We start from the raw sequence: 26,831 nt of genomic DNA, 5'->3' as shown, positions 1-26,831 counted from the left end.
ATCCGCAAAAGTTTAAAAAGTGAACGTTATAAGTGATAGTAATCCTTTCCTGCTTCGATGCACTGCTCAACAAGCAGATCCCAACGTACCGATCTTCGAAGTTGCCCCTGATCAACCCGCAAAATATCCTCAAGCTTTCCCTGAGTTTCCTTAATATGATTTATAGCGGAGCTCCAATCGCGAACAGCCGATCGCTGCAACACATCTACTACACGATGAACCAACTCTTCCAGATTAGCCTCAACAGGATCCTGATCGGCCTCCAATAACATCGACGACAAAATTCCAAACAACGTCCGCGTATCCTCGCCATACCTGACGGATGCTGGAAATGTTCCATAGCAATACGCTTCCACATCTCCCTTTATCGCCAGAACACGCTGCAAGTATTCCTCCCCTCCAATTTTTTCCTGCCGATAGGCGTCCACAATAGCATCCAGCCTGCGGTGATGGCTCAATGTAACAGCATTATCTTCTCCAGCTTCGTGAAGGAGTTTTCTCAACCGATACGCCAGCCGATTAGCCGCTGCGATCATCGGAGAGACATAAAGAAGAGCCCCGTCGGTGGCCTTGGTCAGATTGATGTCGTCGAGGCCATAGATCGCCAACTCGGCAAGCTTCGATTTGATCTCAACCCTTACCTCTTGCAACGCATCCTCCAACTGCTCCATTTCCTCATTCCTTGATATGATTTCCGATTCGTCCTCGAACAGCGCTTTTCTGTTGACATAGCGTGCAACACTAAGATTACATTGTTCCTGCTTCACGTCATCGACAGGAACAAGTCGCGAATACTGCGGCATAAATTCCCGCTCACGGCAAACTCCCACTATTTTCTCGATGTCTTCCGATCGCAACGAATTTTGAGCCTTCCCCGCCAGAAATTCACGGCTGGCATCTACAAACAAAATATTCTTACTCTTCCGGTTCTTTCTGAAAACAAGAATTGCCATGGGCGTTGTGCGTCCAAAAAACAAACGCGGCGGCAATTCAATCACGGCATCAACGAGATTTTTTGCGACAAGCCTTTCCCGAATCTTCTTCTCCTGGCGCCCCCGAAACAATGCTCCCTGCGGAACCACAACAACACCCATTCCTCCGGGTGCTATTGCTGAGACGATGTGCAGCATATAAGCCCATTCGCTTTTGCCCTTGGCGGGAAAGCCATACCCAAAACGTTGGAACACATCGCGCCTTGCTTCCTCTGAGGTGACCACCGTGGCTGTGAACGGAAGGGAACTGCCCACGCGCTCAAACAACATGAGGTTGTTGTTTTCAAGGTGTGCAGGTTTCTTCAACGTATCACCAAAGGCAATTCTGGCATCGTCAAGACTATTAAGAAACATATTAAGCTTGGCTGTAACCCACGCATCGCGATTAACCTCCTGGCCGTACAGCGCAAAATTGCGCGACGGATGTCCATCACGGTCCTTGACCTGTTTCGCCATGGCCACCAGCAACGAACCTGTGCCCAGAAAGGGGTCATATATCCGCATGCCCGGCTGCGGGTCCAATAGCTTGGCAACCAATTCGGAAACGGCCGATGGCGTATGGTTCCCCCCGTGCGACAACGAGGTTTCAAAGAATCTATCGATGAGATTCAACGCAGCACTTCCAACGTCATTTCCATGCAAAAGCTGAGTGCTCCAACTCCGTCCCGACAAATCCACCAAAAGTCTTTTTAACCTCTGGTCCCTTTCTCGCGTTTTACCAAAAGCCTCTGAATCAAAAATCAAACTATTAAAAACATCCTTCATGTTTTCAGAATTCTCCTTAGCAATATGCTGAAACACGGCGTCCGTGGCGGCACTCACCGAAGAATATCTAGCGCCGCTAACCAACGAATCAATATCATTTCCGGGAGGCATTAAAAATCTCACACGCTTCATCTTGCGTTGAATCCATGCTTCATCGCTACCAAACTGTTCTTTCGCACGCTCATGTGTATCATGCCAAAGATCACTCATATAGCGCAGCAGAAAAATTGCCAGCACTCCCTGCAATTTCAGCCATGAATCTTCGCTGGCACGAAACGTTTCATCAGCCAAATCTAATGCAGCTCCGATCTTGCTCTTTTCCGTGCTCATACTTTTTTATCAACAAGTTTCATCAGCGCCGAGGTAACCAACATCTTTTTCTTTTGCATGATCGATTGCATCAGAAGGCCTTCCTTTCTCACAAGTTTGTCAACCGCAACAATCTTTTCCTGAATCTCACGTGAAGGTAATTGCACCGTGACGCGCTCAAGCGTGGTCTTCGCCACACTGAGCATGTACGATCCTGATTGGTTAGCCGCAAAGAAATTCTGAACGTTCGATTGATTCAAATACCACGCGAGATACGCAGGCAAAACCTTCTCCGGATCCGGTCGCAGAACAAAAAACGCAGACGAGGCGATAGCCATAGGCAAATTCAAATCATACTCCAACGCACAATTGTGCGCCCCCTTAGCAACCAGCAACACATCTCCCTTAGCCAACAATGTTTTTCGTTCAAGGTTCTCCGAATAAACCCGCGTAAGACCACTGATTTTTATGGCCGAATAGTGATGCATCAGGTCCTTCATTTGAATAACGCGAAGGTCACCATCGTCATCGTGTATAATTCTACGTCGGAAAGAGTAGCCTGAGAAAATTTTTATCAGCAGACTATTTATTGGACAGGTTGCTATCATAACGGTATCGCTATGCAACAAAGTAATTCAAACCCTCAAGGGATCGCAAAATTATTTTTTCGCATAACGCTGCGGGTGTATTTTTTACCTCATCGTCCTTCCAAGCACAACACACTCAATTCACTGAAAATCAAAACCTAATCGTTTTCACCGTAAGGCCCATTTTTTTCACATTTTGCATTCTTCTCCACTACCCCAACAAAACAAAAAGGCTGCCTCACCAAGTGAGACAGCCTCTTTTATTTTGTTTGATCTAAAGACTATTGAACAACTACCTTCACACTTGCAGGTCCATGACTGCCACGCACCGTCAGGATGTAAACCCCGGGAGTAATCGAGGTGGTGTCAATCGCGTAAATCAATTCCCCTGTGTTCTCAGTGGTCAAAACCTTGGATAAAATCGACAATCCTTTGATATCTCTCAAATCTAGTGTCACATCTTCATTCGCGCCGTATCCTCTCAGGTTAACATTCAAAGGCACGCTGCGTGCGGGGTTAGGAAATACTAAAAGCGTTTGGTTTTCAGAGCCCCCGGAGTTGTTCACAGCAACAATTCCGATATCCACCGTCTTGCCGTCAAAGTCAGTTTGACGGAGGCGATAGTATGAAATACCGGAGTACGGTGTTTTGTCAAAGCCACCGTAGTGTGAAGCCATGCTGGTTGTTCCCGAGCCCTTCACGCGCAACACTTCAGAATACTTTTTCGTGTCTTTGGTTTTTTCGACGGTGAAATAATCGTTATCAACTTCAGTCGCAGTATTCCAGTCGAGCTCCACTTCGCCCGACAATAGTTTGGCTGTGAAGCTCACGAGGGTGACGGGAAGCGGGTTGTTGTTGTTGCCGGTTGCCAGGGTAAATGGACTGAATGCGGTGACTTTCGCGGATGACGTCACCGTTCCCGTTGCCGGACTAGCGCTTCCAGTTACACCTGCAGTTCCATGATCTTTCCACATACTGCCGTTCCAACGAGCCACTTTTATGCTACTCAAGTCATTAACGGTTCCAGAATACGCATCCCAACTTAGGGTTACAAATGCAGAAGTGATACCGGAAATAACATTAAGTATCCAATATTCACCAGTCTGGACACGCACGAGGGTCGGATCCTTCAGTGCCGTGTTGTATAAGGCCGTGGGATCACTGTGGAAATATTCCGCCTGAAAGGTTCCCGTAGCCGTCAGGCTGGTTGCGGTAATGGGTCTGTAAGCACCATCCTTTCCTACCGGAAAAGTAAAATCGGTAGCGCCAGCCTTCTGCATCGGCCCTTCTACGTAGCTATCGTCCGAAACACCTGTTATGGACGAAGTAGCTGATAGAAGAAGCAAGTTTGCGCCTGACGTAACAAGATTTCCTGACGTGAACGTCAGCGTTCCAGTAACCGTAATGTCTTGACCAAGAACAACTCCCAAGGGACCCGAATTATTCAACTCCAAATTCGTTATTGTAGTGGGCAATGCACCGTCCATTGCTTGATCTGCTGCTCCTGAAAAAAGCATGTTGGTGGTTGCCCCTTGTGTGAATGTACCGCCATTATATGTCCAGCCACCTGCTCCATTAATTTCAAGGGTAAAAGTCCCGCTTGTTGTCAGCCTGCCTGCAGTCATTGTCAATGTGCCGACGATCGCGTCGTTATCCAAAGTCGAAGTGGCTGTACTTGAACTATTAAATACAAAGTCGTTTGCCACATTCAGTGGAGCGCCTAAAGACCCTATTTTCGCAGTACCCGCCAACGCAACAGTCAAATTATTGGTCACATTTCCACCATTCGTGAAGTTGTAGGTCGCCGCGTTGCTGCCCGTGAGCTGGAGATTGTAGTAGTCAACGAGACGCACGTCATATGTATTTCCAGCGGCTTGTTTAAGTGTGACAGTGCCACCGCTCAAGGCATATGCTCCCGCTAACTCCGGGTAAGTTCCTGATGCGGTTTTCCCAATCGCAAGTTCCGACGTGCCCGTCATGATCAAATCTCCAGCACCATTCAGGGTGCTTGTTAGCATATCAAATATAGCCGCATCCTGAATTGTCAGGGAGTTATCAACTACGATGTCTCCGCCTGTGGTTTTCGTGCCTGCATTTGAAATCTGAAGATCGTAGTAACTTGAAAGAGGCACTTTAACAGTTTGCGCTCCGCCACCATTATAGTTGACGGTATTGGGTGATGCGCTTGCGTTGAGTACCCCGGTGGTCATAACCGCGCCAGTAACGTTGTAGACCGCGTTAACATCGTTAACCCACGTAGACGTAGCAGATCCACCTGTCAAACTTCCGGTATGAGTCACTGTACCTCCGTTGGTGATGGTCATTCCGGCACTAAGGTTAATGTTGGGACCGATCGTTATGTCTGCCGTATTCTGAATGGTCTTTGATTGTGTGACGTTTATCGCCCCCGTTCCACTAATGGTAGCCGCTCCGGTCACTCCTGTAATGGTAGTGTTAACACCACTTAGGGTCAATGTAGACCCACCCATTGCCAAAGTACCATCAACTTCCAGGTCACCCGCAACCGATAGAGTGTTTCCCATTGTTAGGCTATTACCTGCGTCAATCTGAAGATTTCCTCCAATGGTCAGCGGGGCACTTGATGAGGATACGCTTGTTCCGGAAATTGTCATATTTCTGGTCACTCCCCAAGTGCCCCCGGTTGGTGTAATTCTGCCCGTCCCTTGGGTGGAAAGGTCATAATTCACTGTAAACGTTCCTCCTGTCGCCGTCAGGTTACCCCCCGATTCAACAAAAACAAAATCAGTCGATGCTGCAGAGGATAATCTGACTGTAGTCCCCGCCGTGATATAAACGATTGAGGACGCAATAGGAACACAATTACAACTCACTCCTCCACGTGTCAGTGACCATGTTGAGTTTCCCGTAGTAGCATCATTCCATGTGCTGGATTTTCTTGAATAATAAGATGCCACCATGGGTGTAGCACTTCTATCACGTGTGCCAATCACAAACGAATTGTTCAATTGAGTAACAGACAGGCCCGACCTTATCACTGTCGGTGCTGCAGGTGTACCGGTTGTGGCTACCGTAGTTCCAACCCCATAAGGAGGACCTGCCAAAGTTTCCATTCTTAAATCGGCCACGGTCCCTTGATTGGAAAGTGAATTCATCGTGACGCTTAGAGTGTATGTGCCACCTGCAAGCGTCGTTGTCGAAACCACCGAGTTCATATCCGTCACCCGTTGAATGGGCGTTGATTCATTGTCTGTATAGGCAACATCCGTTGCTGTGTTGGCATCATTGTGCGACACGGTTACGTATCCAGCCGTCGTCGGATTGCTCGTGGAATTTATTTGAACCGGTCTATACGCAAGCGCGGTACCTACGGGAAACAACCCATATAATGGAGCAGCCGTGCTGCTAATCGCAACGGTTGGAAAATATCTTCTAAAGAATCCACCATAGGCGGTTCCTGTCGTTCTTACCAATGTGGCCGCAGCGCCATTGCCGACCGTCAATGTTTTTCCGTTCAGGTTGATGTTTCCTGATGTCAGGGTTAACGTATTTGAAATCGTTGCGTCGGTTGACGAAGCAAGTGTGAGGGGGCCGGTTGTGTTTACAGTAACTCTGTAAAACAACTCTCCTGCAGCATTGGTAATCGTCTGCACACCGGTTCCTCCAAACGTTGTTGTAAAGTTACCCGCCACAGAAGGTCCCGTATTCGTCCAGTTTCCACGGACGTTGATGTCGCCTCCAAGTGTCTTTGTTCCTGCGTTGATAAACGAAATATTGTAATAACTACTCGGGGGTGCGTTCAAACTCCTCACCGTTTGGTTGCCTGCTCCACTAAATGTTATGGTGCCGCCCGTTATGTTGTAGGTACCCGTCAATTCAGGAAGCGTCGTTCCGGTTTTGCCAAGCCTTAGTTCTCCACCCGTTGCCGTAAGTCTTGCCGCACCGGTTTGTCCTAGAGTAAAAGTTCCCATATCAAAAACACCGGCTGTCATGCGCAGGGTTCGGCCCGAAGTTATCGTGATGTTGCCGTTGGCCGTAACTGTTCCTCCTGCAAATGAATTGTTAATGGTCAGATCATAAAACTGCTCCGCAGTAACGGTTTGGTTGTTCAGACTTCCGTTGAATGTAACCAAACTGGTCCGCTCGGTGAAGTTTCCGCTGTTCGACCAGTTACCGGCAATATTGATGTTTGTTCCCTGATAAATATCTAGCGTCGCCGAAGCGTTGATGGTAAGATTTCCCCGAATAGTTGTTGTAGTCCTGATGATGCGTGACACTCCTGTAGCCCCAGACCCGCCAATAATGAGGTTGTAATAGGAGCTTTGAGCGTCCATGTTTCTGCTGCCGTTAGCGGGACGGTATTCAACTGTGTTGCCTGTTGCGGTTGCAGTCAGTGTCGTGCCCGTAGGGAAACTTCCCAGCCTCGTATATAGCAAATAGGAAGTTGACGCCGCATTCACGAACGTGCCACCGCCTGTAAAATTCGACGGGTTCAAAATGGAAATTTTGCCATTGTTGGTGGCTGTCCGACCATTCAAACTGAAACGGCTGTTGTTTGTAAACTTAATATCAGAGCCCGCGAGGATTGTTGTGTTATTTTGAAGTCTTATATAACTGTTTGTATTTGTGTTGCTATACGAGCCAACGCCACTTAAGGTGGACGGACCCGAATTGCTTATTCGAAGGTCGCCGCTGCTCCCGCCGTTAACAGTTCCATCCAAGATCAAGGAATTCGAATAGATATTACTACTGGAGCTAATGGTCAAAATACCCGTTGGGGTAATTTCCAAGCTAGCAACTGTTGTAGAATTACCTCCGTTCCAGGTCACCGTACGGCCGGCACAGATTATAACGTTGTCCGAAGCCCCCGGTGTTGTCGTTGCAGCGGACCCACCGCAAGACGAAGTTGACCAAGTAGACGCAGTGGTCCAGTTGCCATTCACACGCGCATAATACGTTTGCTGTGCGATCGAAATGTATCCCGTGATACACAAAATGAACGAGAGAATTGCTCGGAACGACCAACCCATTGTAGACAGTTTCACCATAGCTTAAAAACGTTTTACACCGGCAAAGATAGTGATTAAATGGCGGCCGGCTAGTGTGGCCCGGGATGATTTTGTTGGTAGATGCTTCCTCATAGATCGTTGTTGCGTTACTACTTCTCCTTTTTAATGACACACTCCTGCATTTAGTAACACCCCAAAACTAGCCATAAAACCCGTATACAATGCCCACACAAACCCAGCAATTCATGGCGCATGTAATTTCTAAGGCCATTTTGTCAAAACATTTTTGAATACAAACGATCAAACGTCTGCCCTCTTACAAGACAAAACCTTTACCCCTGTACACGGTCGGAAAATTAAAGATTTGAACGGCAGGCTTGAGCGTCTCGCTGTTTCCCACCATGATACACACCTACTGCTGAAAGACCTCGGGGTACTTCCGGATGAAATAAACCGGTGTACAGCTCCAGGCGTGGCAGTAACTATTTACTACAAAAGCATTGTAGGGTGTTAAGTAATCGTTAAGCGGATCGTATACTTCCCAAAACGTGTCCGCTCCCTTCGACACCATCCCGCCCCAGTAATTCATCATCAACGTTTTCGATTCTGCTTTCAGGTCGCATTGGATCATGGCTTCGAGGACGTAGTGGTACAAATACGGTGCCCCCGGGTACACCACACTCTTGACGGCCGACAACGCCCGGAACGCCTGGGCACCCTCCGCCTTTGTCGCCACGCCGCCCAAAACCATCCACGCCTGCGACGCGAATGATACCTGCCGTGATGGTCCACTTACGAATACTTTCAAGGTGGGATCGTATAGATTCTTCCTTGCGGCCTTGGTAAGTGTTTGCACGAGCGAAGGAAGTTCTGCTACGTCCTTTTCCTTTCCCAGGAGTTTTGCCAACGCATAAGTTTCGCGATACGCATGGATCACGAGGCCTTGCAGAGCAGCCTGTTTGTCTAGTCCTTCGCGCCAGTCGAAGAATAGCCAATAGTCATGACCCGCTTTCTCGTAGTCCAGCAGGTTGTTTTTTTGGATATAGGGTTTGGCTATTTCGAGTTGCTTCACAGCCACGGGCCAAAGGTCTATCACGGTTTCTTTATCGCCTGTTGCCTCCAGATAGTTTTTCAATACGAGGTTATATAACAGCGCATAATCCAGAAGCACGTTGGCCTGGGGATGCGGCGTGGGCTTCTCAAATACATTGCCATTGAGATAACCCTTATCATTGCTCAACGCGGCCAGCAGGTATAAACATCGCTTGGTTAGCGTGTGATTCTTATAGGAATATGCGTTGGCCAGCGCTTCCAGATAAAGATCGCCGATCCACAAACGGCGGTCGCGTTTTGGTCCGTCTTCATACACCGTTTGCATGCATTCCTTCAGCGTTGTTAATCCAATTTTATCGATGTCTGCAATCATTGGATTCGTTCCGGGTGCCAGTGCATCAGGAGTCGACGTCACACTCGTGGTGGCTTTTGCTTCGACGTGCGTTATCCTGAAATCAGAATAACGTGAACTTCCCAACAGTTCAATCTTTACATAGCGAAAGGCCAACCTTCGACTGAACGTGTAGGTGGCCGGCACCTCAGAAAGCGTAACAATTTCATCCTGCAGCCACGCGCGGCTCAGTGTTCCCTGATAAGGATCATAGGGCATCATGGCCTCGGCTGGAACTTCGGCAAAGGTGAACTTGAAACGCAGGGGAGCATCGGCCACACCGCGAATGTTATCTACCGAAAATGTGAAATGCCCGGTGAGGTGTTCACCAAAGTCCAGTACTATGCCCGACTTCTTCTTGAACGACCCCGTATAAAGCGAGTCGATGGGATGACGCGGAGCGGCCCGCCATCCCTGAAAAGCTTTTACATCTCGTTCCATCGAAACAACGCCGATGGGTTGCTTCACGGTTTCCCTCAGTTCCGGTGTGGCTTGCCGGGCTTTCTCTAACCATCGCGCACGCATGTCTTTGTAAACATCCTGCGCGCGCAGTTGTGCCACGCTACTGAAGATGAGGTAAAACGAAATCAAGATTCTCATACAAAGTTGTTTTTTCAGTTGGAACGTTCACCGATGAGCAATACCCAAGGACCGGCATCCGGAGCTCGATACGTGATAGACGCTTCGCTCTTTCCTCCACCCTGCTCCTCGCCTGTTTTGGGATTGAACCAATAGTAAGGCATATTCACCGGAACATCCTTAACCTTCAACTCACCTCCTGCGGGTAGATAAGCGACATAAAATTTTCCTGCTTTGGCCAGCAAGGGTTTGTTCCCCTCTGTTAGCTCCCAACGTTTTTCCATATCGGCAAAGTCAAAGCCGGCGAAAGCTTTGGCCACATAGCCCACGTAGCGACTTCCCTCCAGGTCAATTGCTTCGCGCCACGACACGGGTTGGTCGGTCCATGCACCCCAGCCGGGTTCGTCGGGAGTGATCTTCCATTGCCAGAGGCCGGCGGCGCCATAAACAACGCCCATCGTTCCGCCTTCCATGAGGTTCGACCACGCTTCCTCACCCTGCCACCATCCTAAACCTAGTTTTCCGCCACCCATGCCTTCGTAGGTTGGCTCTCCGTTGAGGTTGGCTTTGGTGGGTTGAGTGGCATACATTTCACTCACTTTATAGGTGACGTGCTTGCCCTCATGCCCGCTTTGTGCCCACTGAAAATCGAGCCATGGTTCTGCCTGGTGCGAGCGGTTGTGATGGAAGCATTTGGTGCTATCGCCTTGCGCCCATGGAGCAAGGTAGTTGTCTGCAGGATTGTAGTGGATGCCCGTGGGTTGCTTGTAGGCATCCCACATTTCAACCATCTCTCCTCCTGGCTTCACTCCCGGATCAAGGCCGGTGCCGTCGGCACTCACCAGCCAGAAGGCCGGCATGCTTCCGTAGCGGGCCACGAGGTATTGACAATAGCGCGCATACTCGGTGGGATCGGCTGTTGTGCCCAGCACCGTTTTTCCTTTCCATCCGAAGCCATGGAACACGGGTTGATAGACCGGAACAATTCCATGGTCTACGAGAACATCCATGAGATTGTCGAGGTGTTGAAAATATTCAGGCTTCAATTTGTTGATGTGCCCTTCGGGTAAGTCATCAAATCCACGCGCAAATCCGGTAACGGTGTCGCGTCGCGCGGGGCCTTCGGCATAACGGTCGGGTTGCACGGACATGAGCAGGGCTGCGTTGAATCCTTTTTTCTGACGGTCGGCCGAATAGACCTTCACTTGCTCCGCCGTGGCCCTGAAGGGAATTCCCCAGGGGGTGTCGCCAACAACAAAAAAAGGTGTGCCGTCGGCATGTACAGCATTCCGTTTTCCGGGTGACATTTTCAGAAAGCCATGTTTCAAAAGTGTGTTTGATCCGGAATAGGAAACGGATTTCAACGCTCCGGTTTTATTAGCCAGACCGTTGTCGGCAACCGAAGCGTACGATTTCCAGGTCCAGGTTGAGCCACTATCGAGTGGCGCGAAACGTACTTTCCAGCGATTGGCGCCATCCCAAAACGCAGGGCGAACCAGCGAGTCGGCGTCATTTTTGAACACGGCCCATACCGACACATCGGTATAAGGATTTGGATAACTCTTCTCGGCCGTCAACAAAATCTCGAGGGTTGTCCACTGAGGCACTTCTTTCAAGGGCTCCTCCCGTCGGCATGCGGCAAGGGCGAGACACAGGAATAGCGGAAGGATATACTTCATACGGGTTCTGATTGCATGACTGAAGATATGAAAATCGCTTTACTATCCTCCATTGATTTACGCCCGACAAAACCCCATGCTCCACTTAACCGGCCCCTGCTCCTTTGGTAAACAATCTAAAACTGCGGGCGATTTTTTCGCTATTTTATCATCACCATAACCATTGCACCCTATGTTTCGAATCAAGTCCGGAGGGAAATTCATTTCCTCCCTGCTCTTTGTCATCGTGATGTTTTCTATGTCCGGATGCCGCAACAGCTCCGGCCCCACCCCACCCAGAGTTTTGGTATTCTCAAAGACCAACGGATGGAAACACTCCTCCATTCCGTTTGCAAACACGGCCATACAAAAGTTGGGTACGGAGAACGGTTTTGCCGTTGACACTACCAAGAACGCATCATATTTCACCGACGACAGCCTCAGGCGCTACCACGCCGTGGTGTTTAACAACACGACGCGCAACGTCTTGAACGCCGAGCAACAGGCAGCCTTTGAGCGCTACATTCAAGCCGGAGGCGGCTATGTGGGCATACATTCGGCAGCCGACACAGAATATGAATGGCCCTGGTATGGAAAACTTATGGGCGCCTATTTTTCCAGCCATCCCAACAACTCGAACGTGCGCAAAGCAACCGTGAACGTCACCGACAAATCGCATATCTCCACGCAACATCTGCCCGACACATGGGAACGCACCGACGAGTGGTATAACTATAAATCTTTTTATTCCGATCTGAAAGTATTGGCTTACCTCGACGAGAATACGTATGAAGGGGGCACCAACGGCGCCGATCACCCCATTGCCTGGTATCATGAGTTTGATGGCGGACGTGCGTTCTACACCGGCGGCGGTCATCAGGATTCATCCTACACCGAACCCCTTTACACCGCTCACCTGCTGGGCGGTCTAAAGTATGCCATGGGCACGGGTGTGCTAGACTACAGTAAGGCTTATTCAGTGGCCATGCCCGAAGAGAACCGTTTTGTGAAGACAATCCTTGTGAACGATCTCAACACACCCATGGAACTTGCCGTGGCCGGCGATGGTCGCATCTTCTTCTCGGAGTTGCGCACAGCTAACCTCAGCATGTATAACACGATCACGGGAGAGTATAAGATCGTGCACCGTTTCAACGTCTGTACCAAAGGAGGCACCGGGCTGATCGGGGTGACGCTTGATCCGGACTTCGCCAAAAATCATTTCATTTATCTGTACTATTCACCGCCCATCGACAGGGAGCCGATCCTCTTCAACCTGTCGCGCTTTACCATGAAAGATGACAACACGCTGGACATGGCGTCGGAAAAAATTCTATTGAACGTTCCTGTGCAGATCAACAGCGGTGCGCACCATGGCGGCTCTCTTGCCTGGGACAAGAATGGCAATCTCTATCTGTCCACGGGCGACAGTTCAAGCCCCTTTCCTGCCAACGGCTATCCTCCGCTGGATGAACGCCCGGGTGATGAATTTTATGCGCTTGATGCCCAGCGTGGTCCTGCCAACACCAATGATCTGAAGGGAAAAGTGTTGCGCATCCATCCCGAGCCCGATGGCACGTACACCATTCCGGATGGAAACCTGTTTCCGAAAGGCACAGAGAAAACCCGTCCGGAGATTTTTGTGATGGGATGTCGCAATCCCTATCGCATTGCCGTGAACCCGAAGACTTCCGTTTTGTATTGGGGAGAGATCGGTCCCGATGCGGGCAACGATGGCCCACAGGGTCCGCGAGGCTATGACGAGTTTAATCAGGCAAAGAAGGCAGGCAACTTTGGCTGGCCCTATTTTGTGGGCAACAACAAGGCGTATGCCGAATGGGACTTTGCTAAAAACACTGCCGGCCCACTCTATGTAGCGGAGAAGCCGATAAACAATTCACCCAACAACACCGGGTTGAACGAATTGCCACCGGCACAGTCAGCCATGATCTGGTATCCCTATGCGGCTTCGCCCGAGTTTCCCGAGCTGGGTCAGGGTGGACGCAGTGCCATGGCCGGCTCGTTCTATACGTTTGACAAAGCATCTTCTTCGAAAACAAAATTCCCGGACTATTATGATGGCGCGTTGTTCGTGTTTGACTGGATGCGGAATTGGGTGTTGGCCCTGCGGTTCGACAAGGATGAAAACTATGTACGCAGCGAACCTTTTATGTCGGCCAATGGAGACTTCCGTCGTCCCATTGACATGGCATTTGGTCGTGATGGCGTGATGTATATGCTGGAGTATGGCTCGGTGTATGGCGCCGACAACGACGATGCGCGACTGGTGAAAATTGAATACAACACCGGCAACCGCGCACCCGTGGCTAAAGCGCGGGTGATCGACTCGGTGGCACAGGCACAACTAAACAAGCGTGTGTTCCTCACGTCCGAAAATCGCGCGCTCCCCATTGTGAAAGAAGCCGTTGGTGAAACACCGCTCCGTGTGAAGTTCGGCAGCATGGGAACAAACGATCCTGACGATGACGACAACGTTACATATGAATGGCTGTTTGACGGAAAAACCGTCGGCGCCAACATTCCCAATCCAACCTATACTTACACAACCCCCGGCACCTACGCCGCCGTGCTTCGCGTTACCGACAAGGCCGGATTGACCGCGACGGACACCATCGTGGTGAAGGCCGGAAACGATCGTCCTCAGGTGGCCATTACATCAAAAGGCAACCGCTCATTCTACTGGGGCAAGAAACCTTTTAACTACACTGTTGTTACCTCCGACCGCGAAGATGGTAAGATAGCCCCCGGCGCGGTGAAGGTCTTTTATGACTACAACCCTGAGCCTGGTGCACCCGATGCGTCGGCCAAGACAGCGGGTGTGTCTGCCTCAACGAACGTGCCCATAGGCTATGCTTTGATACAAGCCAGCGATTGCAAGGCATGCCACACTATCGACAAGCCCTCGGTGGGCCCGACGTACACCGCGGTAGCGCAACGCTATAAAGGCAAACCCGAGGCGATTGACATGTTGACAAAGAAAGTGATTGCCGGAGGTGGCGGCACATGGGGCAAAGAACACGTGATGAGCGCGCACCCCCAACTTGATGCGCGCGACGTGACTGAGATGGTGAAGTACATCATCTCGCTGTCGCGTACGAAAAAAGAAAAGTCTCCCATTCCCGCGCAAGGCACGTTGACCCTGAACGATCACCAGGACGACGAGCCCCGCGGCATGTATAAAATCACCGCGACCTATACCGACAAAGGAGCAAACGGCGTAGGCCCCATCACAAAGACCGATGTGGTGACACTGCGACCTGCAAAAGTGAGGGCGATAGACACCGACGCGCAAGTAGGCATACGCAGGTTTGGAAACAACCTTTCCGAAGCCGATCACAAGTCGTTTATGCAGCTGAACAACATTGACCTCACCGGCATCAAGAAGTTCATTTTTGAATATAGTGCCAAGGATAAAAACGGCGTCATTGAAGTGCGCATGGATTCACAGGCAGGCCCCATCATCGCCAAGGCAACGTGCAACAGCACGGGCGGTTTCGATAAGTTTGAGTCGGCCACGGCCATCCTGTCGGCTCCCCAGTCGGGTATGCACAACGTGTATTTTGTGGTGGTGAAACCCGACAAACCTAATGACGACATTCTTAAACTCAACAGCATTGAATTTGTACCCTAACAAACACACACTATTTGATGTCGAGGCGATAGCGGTTGTCGGAGGTGCGATGAATGAGGTTAAGGCCGAGTTTGTGACGAAGGTTTTCGATATAGACTTCGATCGATGTGTCGAATAGATAAATTTCTGAACCCCAGATGTTCCGGAGAAGGCTTTCGTGCGAGATGGTCTTCCTCGGATTCTGGGCAAAGAAAAACAGCAACTCAAACTCCGGTCGGCTCAGGGTGATTTCGGCATGATTAAACATGACCGAGCTTGATTTACGATTGATTACCAGGTTGCCGATTTTCAATTCGCGAATGCTTTTCCGGATCACAAAATTGCGCTTCAGCACCGTCTTCACTTTGTAGGTAAGCGCACGCAAGCCGATCACCTTCTCGATGTAGTCATCGCCACCGGTGTCGAGCGCCGCTTCCTGGTAGTAGCTCTCCGATTTTGCTGTGAGGAAAAAAATGTAGGTATCCTCAAAACGTTTAATGCTGCGCAGTGTCTTGCAGATTTCGATGCCGTTGGGATGTGGCATCATGATGTCGAGAATGATAAGGTCTGGATGAAATTCCTTGGCCACCTCAACGGCCTGTAGACTGTCGTCGATGGCCTTCACGCGGAAGCCTTCCTTTTCAAGATTGTATTCCAACAACTCCAGTATGTCCCGGTCGTCATCTACCAGAAGCACCCGAAAAGATTTCTTGTCGCCCATAGCTTTATGAACGACAAAGTACAACTCCACTATTACCCCACGTTTACAGGGCAGTTATGAAAAGTTTAATGTTCGGGATGCTCCGGCTTGCTAAATGAAGCTTATTGCTTGCCAATCTTACGGGTTCCCATGGCCACCGCCATCTCTACGGCTTCGGCGGTGATGTCTTTATAGTCGACAGATACATGGGCATCGGTATCGATCCATTCGATGATCTTTTCGATACTTTTCTTCTTCATTTTCTTCAACACCGGCACACCGAGCTGTTTCAACGACGCGGCATTGTAGTGTTGCTCCAACTGCGACTTCATGGGCACCACCAAAAGCTTCTTGCCCAGGTAGAGCGCCTCAGCCGGAGTTTCAAACCCCGCACCACACAAAACTCCCCGCGACGACGTCATGCTTGCCGCGAACTCATCTTTGTTGACAGGATAGACCGAGAGCTTTCCCACGTGGTAGGGCTTCTTCGCATGCTTCGAAAAAATGTGCCAGCGCACGTTGTTGATCTTTGCCAGCAAAGGCACCAGCTTCTTGTCATCATACGACGGCAGGTAGACCGTGTAGTGATCTTTCGTTTCGTTTTTGGCTTTGCGCACTGCCTCACGTATCACGGGAGTGAACATGTTCTTGTCGTAGCGGTTGAAATGAAACGACACATACGAATCGACGGGTGCATAGTTATGCAACACCCATTCTCCCACCGGGTCTATTTTTTTTGGCTTCGGAACCTTGGGCGACAACAAGGATGACTGATGACTAAGCCCCACACACGGAATGTCGCGCTTGCGGCAGGCCCACGCCGTCACGGGCTCAAAGTCGTTGATGACGAGGTCGTATTTTTCTACAGGGAATTTCTTGATTTCTTTATACACTTCCTTCGAGCTGTTGTGCCGAAATGTTTTCACGAAATCGATGCCCCCGCTTTTGCCGAAGTAAAAACTCAGGCCTTTCGATTTGTACTTCACGGGATAGGCCAGTTTGATGTCGGCCTGTGCACCGCTCACAAACAAGTCGAGGTCACCATATTGTTTCAGAATGGGGATGATGTCTTCGGCGCGGGCTAGGTGACCGTTGCCTGTTCCCTGAATGGCGTAAAGGATTTTCACTTTTTAACGTTTAAAAATTCATTGACCAGTCCCTTGAAAATCTTGTCGTCGTCCAGGCTTTCGTTGAAGCGCTTGGGGAGTTTAACGGCCTGGGCCTGGGCATCGTCGTGATAACGATAGATGCGCCATTGGCCGGCGTCGTACTCCAGAGCTGTAAGATTCTCAATCCAGTCACCCGAATTTAAGTAAATAACTTCACCTTTTTCGGTTTGGATTTTTTTCATTTCCGGGTGATGGATGTGCCCGCAAATAACGTAGTCGTATTCGTTCTCGATGGCAATGTCGGCCGCCGTCTTCTCAAAATCGTTTATGAATTTCACCGCCGACTTCACGCTGTCTTTCACCCGTTTGGAAAGCGATATCTTTTCCCGCCCCAGTTTCACCAGCAACCAATTCACCATGGTGTTGATCAGGATAAGCGTGTCGTAGCCAATGGCGCCCAGTTTGGCAAGCCATTTCGAATATTGCATGGTCACATCAAACACATCGCCGTGAAAAATCCACGCGCGCTTGCCGTTCAGTTTCAACACCAGCTTGTTGTCGATCTGGAAGGAACCAATGCGGAAGTGTGAAAACTTGCGCAGCATCTCGTCGTGGTTGCCCGTGAGGTAAACGATTTTTGTGTTCTTGGCCAGCAAGCCCGTGATGTGCTTCACCACCGCCATGTGCGACTTGGGCCAATAGCGTTTGCTGAACTGCCACATATCTATGATGTCGCCGTTAAGAATGAGTTTTTTGGGACGGATGGTTTTGAGATAACGCAGTAGATCTTCTGCGTGACACCCATAGGTGCCCAGGTGGATGTCTGACAATATAACGAGCTCAACGTCCCGTTTTCGCTTCTTCCCCATGTTTGCAAACTGCGATTCCCCAACAGACAATGGCTTCAGGAAATCATCGACCTATGATGAAAATTCTAACAAAACAAAAGTAACGTTTATCCCCCACTTTCCACGAGCACCCCCATTATGAAATTGTTACGAAGCAACAAACCGGCTACTGCATCCGTTTTAAATTGTTCTCTCCCGGCGGACCAATCATGGTCTCATTGTCATCTCAACAAACCTATGAAGCCGTTCTGTGCATCCTAGAAGTGATAGCGCATATACTTTATCTTTTCTCCCTTGGCGGCAAAGTGTTCTTCGTAGCGGGTTTTGATGTCGAAACACTCCGGCCTCAAAGCAGAATTATACACATCGTCAGAGAATTGCAGGTCGCTGATGTCGGTGCGCAGTTGCGCTTCTTCGAGACTATATTCGTACAGACCGGTGTTGTCGGTTTTTAGCCGGATGTAGGCGCCGGGCCTCACAAGCTTCTTGTAGATCTCTATGTAGCGCGGGCTGGTGAGTCTTCGTTTGATGTCGCGCTTGCGCGGGCGGGGATCGGGAAACGTGATCCAGACTTCATCTATCTCGCCCGGCTCGAAAAAGTTTTCCAGCAACAAAATCGGTGTGCGCAAGAATGCTACGTTGGTCAGGTTCTGTTCTGTTGCCAACGTGCTGCCTTTCCAGATGCGCTCACCTTTGATGTCGATGCCAATGAAGTTCTTTTCGGGAAACAGCTTGGCGAGGCTAACGGTATATTCTCCACGGCCACAGGCTAGTTCCACCGTCACAGGGTTGTTGTTCTTGAAATAGGTCGAACGCCAGTTTCCCTTGATCGTTTCGTAAATATCTTTGGTGCGCTCAATCACGTTGTCGCGCGCTTCAATGATTCTAAATCGTTCCTGCTTTCGTTTCATAAGTCTTTAATTTCGGCCACCACAAAGGTGCTCCCGCCTACGAAGATCATATCGTCTTCCGATGCTTCCTTTCGTGCTGCCTCCAACGCGTCGTTCACGTCGGGCATCACAATACCCGAGAGTCCGGCTTCGTTGGCCAATGCAGCCAGTGCCTGCGCATCCAGGGCGCGTGGAATTTTGGCCTGGCAAAAATAATAGCGCGCGTCGTTTGGCAAAAGCCGAAGCACGTCGCGAATGTCTTTGTCTTTCACCATGCCCACAATCATGAAAAGCCGGCGATATGGCTGGGCTTTGATCTGCGCCACCACCTCGCGTATGCCGTCCACGTTATGACCCGTGTCGCAAACCGTGAACGGCTTCGTTTCTAAAATCTGCCAGCGTCCTTTCAGACCGGTTTGTGTAGTGACCCGCTGCAGGCCATCGTCAAGTTGTTTATCGTCAATTTTCCAGCCGAGGTCGCGCATCAGCTCGACTGCCTTCAAGACACCGGCAATGTTCTTTCGCTGATAATATCCCTGCAAAGGCAGGACGAGGTCGGAGTATATGGTCTGATTGCCTTTTGTGATTGACAAGGCCACGCATCCCTTCACGTTGTGCTGGTTCACCTCAAACTCGTCGGACGCAAACTGAATGGTGGTGTGAAGTTGATCTGCCCGTTCCTGAAAAACCGTATCGATTCCCGGCTGTCTTTCGCTGACGATCACCGGCACATTAGTCTTGATAATACCCGCCTTTTCGCCCGCTATTTTTTCGAGTGTGTCGCCCAACAGATCCTTATGATCCCAGCCGATGTTGGTGATGACCGAAAGCTCGGGCACGATCACATTGGTAGCATCGAGTCTGCCCCCAAGTCCTACTTCAACAATGGCAATGTCTACCTGGCGCGACACAAAATATTCGAACGCCATGGCCACCGTGATCTCAAAAAACGATGGCTGCATATCGGCGATGGCGGGCTTCATCCGATTCACAAAATCGACAATAAAGTCCCGATCAATTTCTTCTCCATTCACGCGAATGCGTTCGGTGAATGTTTTCAGGTGGGGCGATGTGTAGAGTCCTGTTTTATATCCGGCCGACTGAAATATGGACGCCAGCATGTGCGAGGTGCTGCCCTTGCCGTTGGTGCCGGCCACGTGTATGCTTTTGAACTTGTGTTGGGGATTGCCCAGCAGGGCACAAAGCTTCAGGGTGTTGGTGAGATCGGGCTTTAACGCCGCCGCCCCTACACGTTGAAACATGGGCAGATTGCTGTATAGGAAGTCGAGTGTTTCCTCGTAGGCCGTTAACATGGGGCACAAAGGTAAGCGATGCCTTCATGCCGCGCCAGTTTTTTCAAAACCCCAGCTCGTCGCGGGGAATGTTGAATTCGTCGGCACTGGACTGTAGTATGGATAACATTTCCTGGTAGGCCAGCAGCTTGGCTTCGATGTGTGTTAGCTCTTCGGCATCGGCAAAGCCACGCCGCTCTTTCAGGTCGCGTATGTTCTGGTGAAGGGTGATGAGCACGTCCTGTATGAATTCAACAAAGCGGGCTTGCATGGGGCGTTTACCGGGCGCGTAACACAAAGATCACTTTACCCACCGATTTGGAGGCCACGTTTGCCCCGGTCTTTGTGAAGGACAATTCCTGCACAGCATTGCGGCACATGCGTTCGGCTTCGGCGCCGACAGTGCTTTCCAGACGGGTGACTTTGGTGAGGTTGCCGTCTTCGTCTATTTCAATCTGAAATACGAGTCGGCCTGTTTCGTTGGGCGGAACATTCACGACCGGTTTCTTATCCCATATCCAGCCCGACAGTTCAAGGCTTGAGCCTGTTCCGCCTCCGGTGCCACCGCCGCTCCCCGGAGATCCATAGAGGGCTTTAGCGTCGAGCGATCCGTTAGGGTTCCCCTTGTCGCCCACGGCACCGTCGTCGTCGCCATGGTTGCCGGGCTTGCCTTCCTTGGCTCCCGTTTTGTCGCCATTAGCCTGCGCGTTGGTTGGCGGGGTGTATACTGCTTTAGAATCGACCTTAGGTTTCACGGGCTCGGCGGGTTTAACCTCGGGCTTCACTTCTTTCTTTTCTTCAACCTTTTCCTTTGGCTTCTCGGCAGGCTTCGTTTCCTTCTTGTTCTCTTTCACTGCCACCGGACTCTCTTCGTCCTGCGAAGACAATATCTTTTCTTCTACCGCTTTGGTTTCGACAGGTTTGGATTCTTCGCGCGTTTCGGCGGGTTGCTCGGCAGGCTTTGTTTCTTCCGGCTCAGGTTGAGGCTTAGCGGTTTCTTCGGGCTGATCGCCATTGTTGCCAATGGGCTCCAGGGGCTGCACGTCACCGCTGCCCTGGTTGTCGACTCCGTAGTTTAATTCAATACCTCCTGGGTCAAGCTCACTCCATGGAGGATCGGGCGCGCGCCAGCCGATGACGATGAACGACAAAAAAATCAACAGCGCTTGCAGGCCTGTCGTGAGGAGAAAGGCTACCACTCTGTTTTTGTCTTCTTCTTGTCGAGCACTCATATGGCTTGGGCTAAAAATGCTATACTTCTATAACGCCTTAAAGCAGGCTTCTGTTATTGACGAAGCCGGTTAAAAAATTAACCCCGATGACCGTTTGATCATCGAGGTTTTTGATTCTTAGTATTTCACGACCCACACCTTCTCGCCATAGTCGCCGCCTTTCAGGCCGTCGGCTGTGGTTTGTGCGTTGTCGTAGGTATCGCCTTCGGCTATTGCCAGGCGGTGGAATTTCGTTTTACCAAACGGAGGGATGATTTTAGATCCCACTCCTTTTGCCGCGAGTTTCTTCGCGAAGTCCATGATCAGGTCGCCGTCGATAGAGCTGGCCACCACCACATAATATTTTCCAGAGCGTCCGCTCAGTGTTTCAATGGTGCCGGGTTCGGGTGTGGCCGAAGCTTTTGCTTCTTCTGCCTTTCTGCGTTCCTCTTCCTGGCGTTGTTGCTCGGCCAGTCGGTCGGCTTCCTTCTTGCGTTCGGCTTCCTGAATAGCCTGCAGTTCTCTCCGTTCCTTTTCTTCGGCGGCCTTCTGCTTGGGAAGCACAATGCCGAAGTAGTAGCCTGCCCCTGCCACAATGAGCAGCAGCAACAAAATGCCAAGCACTTTGGGCCACACGGCAGGTTTCTCTTCCTCTTCTTCCGGTTCCGAAAACTGCTTGTGATCGAACTCCTGGAATTGGTTGGTCTCCTGCAGGTCTTCAACAGGAACTTCGTTCTCAACTTCAGCGGGTTCCGATTCCTCTACCGGGGCTTCGGCGATGGGTTCAGGTTCTGGCTCAGGAGGCGTGTCGCGCCGTAAGGGTTCATAGTCAACCTCGGGCAAGCCAAAGGTGTCGTCTGAATTATCGGGATTCTCAGGTACTTGTTCTTCGTTTGGTCTCTTTCTTCTGGCCATGTTCTGGGCGCGTTATGGTTAAGGAACAGGGTAATTATACAAAAATAAGCTAAAATTTCACCGATACAAATGTCACCCCCTTTGGCTCCACCCCTCCGGTCACCCCTGCTCCACCCAAGGCCTGCTTAAAAACTCCACGTGATACCGGCCATGGCCTGGAAGCCGCGCACCGGGTAGTTGAGATACAACGGATACTTGCTCGACGTGATGTTGTTCAACTGCACGAAGGCCGAGAAGCTCTGCGAGAACAAATACTCGGTCTTCAGGTTCAGGTCAAACGCTCCCTTCAAGCTCACCGACTTGTCCGTCACCGGGTCGAGTGCCTTCATTCCACCTTGCGCAATAAGGTCAGCGTTGAAAAGAATTTTGTCATACACGTTGATCGATGCATTTGCCGTGAGCTTGTAGGTTGGCCGGTGCCAGGCGCTCGTCACCTTGCCGGTGGAATAGCCATAGAAATCGCCACGCACCATGAACTTCGCTTTCTCCGATTGTGCATAGCTCAGGGCTGCATAAAAGTTAGTACGCTTTGTGGCACTAACGTCATACACCGGTGTGAACTTCGAAACGTCTGTCGGCGTGTTCACAAAGAAATACCAGTTCTTCAATGTCGTGAATCCCAGGCCGGCATGTGCCGACACTTTGTTGCCTACTTTGGCGCGAATGCCCGCACCAAAATCAAACGTCTTGTTGGTGTGAAAGATGGGCACGTTGGGGCCCAGCCAGATGTTTTCGTTGCTCAATGATTGAAGGGATACTTTCTCCATACCGCCGGTCATATACGCCACTGCGTCTACGGAGGGGCTAAGCGGATAGGTTGCCTTCACATCGGGATAGATGTGCGTGCTCTTCTTGTCGATCGAGTCGTTCTCGAAGGCGGCCACAAAGCCAACGCTGAGTTTCAGATCTTCGATGGGCAGAAATTCATAGGAGGGCGATACCTGGAACAGGCTGCGGGGCTTTGCTTCCACCAACGCATCCTTGCGGCTGATCATGAAGTAGTCGGCCTTGATGGCAATGCGCGAATCTTCATCGAGTTTGTAATAGGATTTGAAATTAAGATCGACTTCCGTCTCACGGGCCTTATACTTGTCGGCCATGTGGCTGAACACGGCGCCGAGGCTATACGCAAAATCCGAGTTCTTCGCGTTCGACACTTCGCCACCCAGTTTGAAGAGATTATACGATTGTTTGATGGACGCGGCATCTACTTCCGTTCCCGGGGCATAGCCATAGAAGTGCGTGGTTCTGTTTTCGAACCCGGCATTGCCCGACAACGCAATGCTGTTGCTGAACGACTTGCCGAACACCGACAAACCGGTAGAGCCACTGCCCGAGTTGCGTCCATCAACAGGACCTTTGTCGGAACTGTTGTGATAGAGGTGCGCGCCAATCAGCTTATTCTTATCCCGGCGGCTGTTGAAGTATGCTTCCAACAACGGCGATACGTAATTTCCAAAGCCGGCTCTCACATAGCCGCCATATACGCCCGTGGGATTTTCGGCCTTCAACTTCAACGGTTTCACCGGTGGGTTGATCGGCGGCGCCTGAAAGCTGAACGACCGGAAGTCGTAGGTTATGGGGTTCTTTATGGTTTCGGCTGGACGTGGCGGAATCTTTTCGAAGTTACGGTTGGCCTTGGGCAAGGTGATCTCGCGCTTGTTTATGATCTCGATCTCCACGTCTTCGATCTCCCCTTCCTTTTCCCAATCCTTCTTGGGCGTGGTGCCTCCCTGTTGAGCGTATAGTGTAGTGCCGCACAAGAGCATGGCCACCAGAAGGGTGGTCATCCGTTTTGTCCAGGCTATAGTGGTTGTGCGTGTTTGCATGTTGTGTGTTGTCATCGCAAAAAATGGATTAACGATTGTTGTCTACCGTGTCGGCTTGAATCTGTTTCTGTCTCTCGGCTTCTTTTTGGTCGAGTTGGCTAAGCCTGCGCTTGGCTTCATCCTTCACGTTCTGCAACGGAAATTTGTCGATGAGCGACTGCAGGGTGGCCTTGGCCTGAAAGAGGTCGTCCATGGCCACAAAGTTGTCGGCCAGCAACAGGAACGATTTGCCCACCCAGTCTGGATATGACGCGAAGTCGTTGTTCAGACTCACCAGCGTTTCGTAGCACTGCTTGTATTGCTTTTGTTTATAGAAGATCTCGGCCAGCGAATACTTGGCTTCCGCGCCATACTCGTCGTGTGCCGAGTTGAGCGTATTGAGGAATTCGTCTTTAGCTCCTTCGAGGTCGCCGCGGGCCACCGCTGTCTTTCCAAGATAGAGCGACGCTTTATTTTGAGACGCAGCGCTCACGTTGCCCCGTTCCAAAATGGTCTTCGCATAGACATCGGCTGAGTCGTATTTGCCCAAGGCATAGAACGACTCCATCAGACCCGACCAGGCATTATACTGATCTTTCTTGCTGGCAGCAACACGCTCCACACGTTTAAAATCCGTTACGGCATTTTCAAATTTGCCCTGCTTGAATTCTATCTCTGCCAGACGCGCCACGGTTTTGTTGGCCTGTGCGAATGTGGCATCGTTGCTCAGCTCGCGATAGAGCGGCAAGGCCTTGTCGAAATCTTTCAGGCGATAGTAGGACTCCGCCATGTAATAGCGCGCTTCCGGCAACTTGGCACTCAGCGGATAGGCTGCCACGTAGGCCGAGAAGCTGGTCACCGTTTTTTGATATTGCTGATCGAAATAGAAATTCTTGGCCGTCTCGAACTCGATGTTCTCGAAACCCTTGTTGTCGGGGCTGGCCTTCTTCACATCGGTCATATATTTTTCAAACTCCGAAGAGCGACCGGCGATACTGAGCACCTCCTGCAAGGGTAGCAACACTTCTTGTGCAGCAGGATGACCCGGAAATTTCTGGATCACGGCCGTGTAATCCGAAATGGTGCGGTCGTATTGTTTCAGGTTGAAATAGGATGCTCCACGGCGCATGTAGGCATAGGGCAGGAAACGGGAGTTTGCGCCTTCGCGGATAAGCTGCGACAATGCATCGGCTGCCTGCTGATAGTTGCCCTGTTCAATCTCAAACTGCGCGCGCTGAAAGATGGCTTCATCCTTATATTGTGATTTGGGATAGGAACGCACCAGCTCTGTTAGCTGGGTTCGGGCTTCTCCGTACTTCCGCTGGATTCCGTTTATCATCCCCGACTGCAGCAACACATAGTCGCTGTCGGTTGAGCCCAGTGTGCGGGCCTTGTTATAGTTGGCCAACGCTTCGTCGTATTGACGGCTCACATAATAACAATCACCCAGGCGAATCACACCGTCGGCATAGTTCGGCGTCGACTTGTTGCCTTTGTTCACAAACTCTTTGAAGCTGAACAACGCCTTGTCGTAGGTCTGCAAATTGAAGTAAGCATAGCCAAGGCCGTAGCGTGTCTTCACAAGGATTTCAGGATCAACCGATCCTCCTAAGCCCACCACGCGCAGGTAGTGGGTAGCGGCCTCTTCATATTTCTTACCGATCGAATAGGCCTCCCCGCTCCAGAAACTGGCCAGCGCCACATAGTTGGGGTCGTTGGGAAACTCGAGCGACTTCTTGAAATAGACCACGGCCTCTTCATATTCTTCCTTGTTGAAGAGTTCCGATCCTTTGAGGTAAGCAGCCTTCTGGTAAGCCTGGTTTATGTAAGGGCTGCGCGACGGCAAGGCGTCGATATATTCAATGGCCTTGTTGAAGTTGTTCCCGTTCACATAGCCCTGCGCCAGCAGCTCCTTCACTTCTACGGTGTGGGTACTGGACGGGTAGGTCTTTAAAAATCTTTCGAACTCGTCAATCGCCAGGTCGGGCTTGCCTGCGTCGTAAGATACTTTGGCGTATTGGAACGCGCTCTCTTCGGCCAGTTTGGGGTCTTTTGGATTTTTGCGGGCATAGTTGAACGCGTTGGAGGCATAGGGCTTATTGCCTTGCTTGAGATACAGAATACCAAGGTAGTAGGAAGCATAATAGCTCACCGTGTCTTTTGCCGCCGCCGCTTTGTCGAGGTACTCGATGCCTTTGGCGGTGTTGCCTGCGGCGTAGTTGGCATAGCCCGCACGGAACAAGATGCCCGTTTCGGCTTTGGCGTTGTTGCCCAGATACTTGTCATAAGCTTCGAGCGCCTTCTTATAGTCGCCCTTATAGTATTGAGCTTCGGCCACCAGCATGGCAATCTCGTTGGCATTCGCCAGGTCAGACCGTCCCTTGAGGGTGTTCACATATTCGATCACCGTGTCGTAACGACCTTGTTTATAATAGATGTTGGCAATGAGGTAGGGCACGATGGCGCTGTAGGAAGGGCTGCTCTCTGCCTTCTTCAGGTCGAACAGGGCTTCGTCGTATTTGCCTTTGGAGTATTCGATGTAGCCGGCATAATAGTTAGAGGCCGGGGTGTAGGCATTGCTGAGACGCTTCACGAAGTTGAATTGCTCCAGGGCTTCGTCGAGCTTCTTCTGATTGAAGTAGCTGTAGCCCCACTTGAAATGTCCCTGGCTCTGCTGGTCGAGCGTGAGCGCCGGGAAGTTCACTTTCTTGAAATAGGATGCGGCCTTGATGTAGTTGCCCTCCGAATAAAAGAAGTTGGCGAGATCGTAATACGCTGTCGATGCTTTGGGGCTCGAGGGATTGTGGTCGATGAAGTCGTCGATGAGCTTCTCGCCGTCTTTGTTGCCGAGGCTGAGGGCGCTGAAGGCTACATAATATTCCGCTTCGCTCCGGCGCGAATCGGTGGGCGATGCTTGCGCCAGGAATTCGGTGAACACCTGACGGGCCGCTCCAAAGTTGGAGTGACTAACAAGTTCGGTGCCGCGGCGATAGAGCTTCTCGACTTTGTTTTGAGAGAGCTGATCCTGGGCGAAGAGGCCAATACTAACACAGACAAAAAAAGAAAGAATGATAGATCTGATCATTACACGGGTGTATGAGTTGT

At 50.7% G+C, this 26,831-nt stretch carries 16 protein-coding genes; 1 reads left to right on the top strand and 15 read right to left on the bottom strand.

Annotated elements, in window-relative coordinates:
- Positions 1-26 precede the first annotated feature (26 nt).
- The 5 genes from JI741_RS24110 to JI741_RS24090 all read right to left on the bottom strand — a co-directional run bounded on the left by JI741_RS24110 (position 27) and on the right by JI741_RS24090 (position 11,343).
- Positions 27-2,087 (bottom strand): N-6 DNA methylase, encoded by a 2,061-nt coding sequence (locus tag JI741_RS24110; protein ID WP_202013997.1) that lies wholly within the window; start codon positions 2,085-2,087, stop codon positions 27-29.
- Positions 2,084-2,674, bottom strand: a complete 591-nt coding sequence (locus JI741_RS24105) for a restriction endonuclease subunit S (protein WP_202013996.1) — start codon at positions 2,672-2,674, stop codon at positions 2,084-2,086. Before JI741_RS24105 ends, JI741_RS24110 begins: the two co-directional genes overlap by 4 nt.
- A 260-nt stretch (positions 2,675-2,934) precedes the next feature.
- Positions 2,935-7,422: a T9SS type A sorting domain-containing protein gene (locus JI741_RS24100; RefSeq protein ID WP_202013995.1), complete on the bottom strand. Its 4,488-nt coding sequence runs from the start codon at positions 7,420-7,422 to the stop codon at positions 2,935-2,937.
- Between the two features lie 631 nt (positions 7,423-8,053).
- The gene (locus tag JI741_RS24095) at positions 8,054-9,685 is read right to left on the bottom strand and encodes an alpha-L-rhamnosidase-related protein (protein WP_202013994.1); all 1,632 of its coding nucleotides are present in this window, start codon (positions 9,683-9,685) and stop codon (positions 8,054-8,056) included.
- Positions 9,686-9,699: 14 nt separating this feature from the next.
- The gene (locus JI741_RS24090; RefSeq protein WP_202013993.1) at positions 9,700-11,343 is read right to left on the bottom strand and encodes a glycoside hydrolase family 140 protein; all 1,644 of its coding nucleotides are present in this window, start codon (positions 11,341-11,343) and stop codon (positions 9,700-9,702) included.
- 172 nt (positions 11,344-11,515) lie between these two features.
- Here JI741_RS24090 and JI741_RS24085 point away from each other — a divergent pair, with 172 nt between their 5' ends.
- A complete protein-coding gene (locus JI741_RS24085) occupies positions 11,516-14,974 on the top strand; it encodes a ThuA domain-containing protein (RefSeq protein WP_202013992.1) in 3,459 nt (1,152 codons plus the stop codon).
- Positions 14,975-14,984: 10 nt separating this feature from the next.
- On the opposite strand, the gene JI741_RS24080 is transcribed toward JI741_RS24085, so the two are convergent.
- The 10 genes from JI741_RS24080 to JI741_RS24035 form a co-directional block, all read right to left on the bottom strand.
- Positions 14,985-15,674 (bottom strand): response regulator transcription factor, encoded by a 690-nt coding sequence (locus tag JI741_RS24080; protein ID WP_202013991.1) that lies wholly within the window; start codon positions 15,672-15,674, stop codon positions 14,985-14,987.
- Positions 15,675-15,775: 101 nt separating this feature from the next.
- Positions 15,776-16,780 carry a glycosyltransferase family protein gene (locus JI741_RS24075; RefSeq protein ID WP_202013990.1) on the bottom strand — a complete coding sequence of 335 codons (1,005 nt, stop codon included), beginning with the start codon at positions 16,778-16,780 and terminating at the stop codon, positions 15,776-15,778.
- The gene (locus JI741_RS24070; RefSeq protein ID WP_202013989.1) at positions 16,777-17,631 is read right to left on the bottom strand and encodes a UDP-2,3-diacylglucosamine diphosphatase; all 855 of its coding nucleotides are present in this window, start codon (positions 17,629-17,631) and stop codon (positions 16,777-16,779) included. Before JI741_RS24070 ends, JI741_RS24075 begins: the two co-directional genes overlap by 4 nt.
- Positions 17,632-17,867: 236 nt before the next feature.
- Entirely contained in the window at positions 17,868-18,521 is a 654-nt protein-coding gene (gene trmB, locus JI741_RS24065) for a tRNA (guanosine(46)-N7)-methyltransferase TrmB (RefSeq protein WP_202013988.1), read from the bottom strand.
- Positions 18,518-19,813 carry a bifunctional folylpolyglutamate synthase/dihydrofolate synthase gene (locus JI741_RS24060; protein WP_202013987.1) on the bottom strand — a complete coding sequence of 432 codons (1,296 nt, stop codon included), beginning with the start codon at positions 19,811-19,813 and terminating at the stop codon, positions 18,518-18,520. The genes trmB and JI741_RS24060 overlap by 4 nt, the downstream gene beginning before the upstream one ends.
- A 43-nt stretch (positions 19,814-19,856) precedes the next feature.
- Entirely contained in the window at positions 19,857-20,063 is a 207-nt protein-coding gene (locus JI741_RS24055) for a hypothetical protein (protein ID WP_202013986.1), read from the bottom strand.
- 7 nt (positions 20,064-20,070) lie between these two features.
- Positions 20,071-21,024 (bottom strand): hypothetical protein, encoded by a 954-nt coding sequence (locus JI741_RS24050; RefSeq protein ID WP_202013985.1) that lies wholly within the window; start codon positions 21,022-21,024, stop codon positions 20,071-20,073.
- A 117-nt stretch (positions 21,025-21,141) separates the two neighbouring features.
- A complete protein-coding gene (locus JI741_RS24045) occupies positions 21,142-21,918 on the bottom strand; it encodes a hypothetical protein (RefSeq protein WP_202013984.1) in 777 nt (258 codons plus the stop codon).
- A 125-nt stretch (positions 21,919-22,043) separates the two neighbouring features.
- Positions 22,044-23,747, bottom strand: coding sequence for a porin family protein (locus tag JI741_RS24040; RefSeq protein ID WP_202013983.1), 1,704 nt, complete (start codon positions 23,745-23,747; stop codon positions 22,044-22,046).
- 28 nt (positions 23,748-23,775) lie between these two features.
- Positions 23,776-26,811 carry a tetratricopeptide repeat protein gene (locus JI741_RS24035; protein ID WP_202013982.1) on the bottom strand — a complete coding sequence of 1,012 codons (3,036 nt, stop codon included), beginning with the start codon at positions 26,809-26,811 and terminating at the stop codon, positions 23,776-23,778.
- Between the last annotated feature and the right edge of the window lie 20 nt (positions 26,812-26,831).

It is taken from the genome of Chryseolinea lacunae (assembly GCF_016735595.1).
In the GTDB taxonomy this organism is placed as follows: domain Bacteria; phylum Bacteroidota; class Bacteroidia; order Cytophagales; family Cyclobacteriaceae; genus Chryseolinea; species Chryseolinea lacunae.
The sequence above is the reverse complement of the archived record's forward strand: the minus strand, read 5'-3'. Positions and strand labels throughout refer to the sequence as shown.